We start from the raw sequence: 1408 nt of genomic DNA, 5'->3' as shown, positions 1-1408 counted from the left end.
GCTGAGAGCTTGTGTATGGAAAAGTTCTGGTCCTTCTGGAGTAGCTAAAAGAGTCCCCTCTCCTATCTTTACAGCTGGTTTAAGTGAAGGGTTCCAAAGCTTCTCATAACCTGAAGGCTCTTGGGATTCTTTGAAAGTATTTTGTAGGCGCTCAAGATGAACTTTATTTGCTTTTACAAACATGATTGACTGAAAAAGTTCCGCTAAAGGATTCTGAATCAATGCGCAAAGTTGATATGAGATAAAAATATCTCCTACAGACGCAGCATGAATCTGATACATTTCAATGGTTAGGGCAAGCATAATAATCTGCAGTAGAGAGCACATACTGCTTGGAATCTTCTCATTCAATCCCTCATTAAACCGATATCTTTTTATGGAATCCAAGTACTTTGAACCGATGTCATGGTATCTCTCTTTATAAAAGACGTCAGCTCGAGCAATATTGATAGCTCTTTTATTTTCTACGATGCGTTTTGATTCGTTCAAATATCTATCTTGAGCTGGAATAATATTTCGCTGTAAATCAGCAATCCGCTTGGCTGGAACCCTTGTCACAAGAAATAAGATAGGAATATAGGTAAGCACTACGATGAAATATACATAATTGGTAATAAGAAGCGCTAATAAAATCACTACGATACATCCGACAGAACTCAAAATGGCAATATTCACAGCACTATACACAGATCCATACATGGTCGCAGAACCGCTTAAGAGGTTCATGTAGTAGCCTTTTTCATGTTTTTTGTAGACACGGGCCGGCATTGCAATAACCCTTTGTATAACCTGTGTAGTACAACTCATTCTTTGGATAATCGCCGCACGCACAGGAAACCATCCTTTAAATGTAAGAACAAGGACTGCTGATACGAGAGAAAGAAATAGTACCCCCACAAAAGCAATCGTTTTACCAGTCATCCAAGAGTCTTGAGAAACGGCACTCACTATTGAGCCTAAAGCTAAGCTCGTAGCTACAGAAAGAGCAGTTGATAATACTGATCCTACTATTAAAAAGACATTTTTCTTTGTAATGACAAGAGATGAAGGTACATTGAACTTATATTTGGTTTGTGTATTCATTATTGTCTCCTCTCCCACATCAACGTACATGCAATTGGCCATCTTGGATATCGAGAAGAACGTCTGCTTCTTGATTTAGTTCATCGGAGTGCATAATCACCACGACAGTCCGACCACCTTTGAGGTTGGTGAGATATCTACAAAGCCTCTGTGATGTTGGGGCATCTAAATTCTGTAGAGGTTCATCCAAAACAAGTGCTCCTTGTTTTCTGGATAGAGCTCTCAAAAGGCCAATTTTTTGTCGCTCACCCAAAGAAACGGACTCTTCTTTTCCGTCAAAAGCATGAGTCTCAAGAGAGGAGAAATCGAGCAAGTTGTAAACCGT

At 39.6% G+C, this 1408-nt stretch carries 2 protein-coding genes; both read right to left on the bottom strand.

Translation table 11 applies throughout. The features are described from left to right. The coding region (locus HMPREF1647_RS00045) for an ABC transporter transmembrane domain-containing protein (RefSeq protein WP_035430910.1) at positions 1-1083 on the bottom strand (1083 nt) is incomplete at its 3' end. A gap of 19 nt (positions 1084-1102) precedes the next feature. Continuing rightward, the coding region (locus tag HMPREF1647_RS00040; RefSeq protein ID WP_035430908.1) for a P-loop NTPase family protein at positions 1103-1408 on the bottom strand (306 nt) is incomplete at its 5' end.

Source organism: Lancefieldella parvula DNF00906 (genome assembly GCF_000758945.1).
Classification (GTDB): Bacteria; Actinomycetota; Coriobacteriia; order Coriobacteriales; family Atopobiaceae; genus Lancefieldella; species Lancefieldella parvula_C.
The sequence above is the reverse complement of the archived record's forward strand: the minus strand, read 5'-3'. Positions and strand labels throughout refer to the sequence as shown.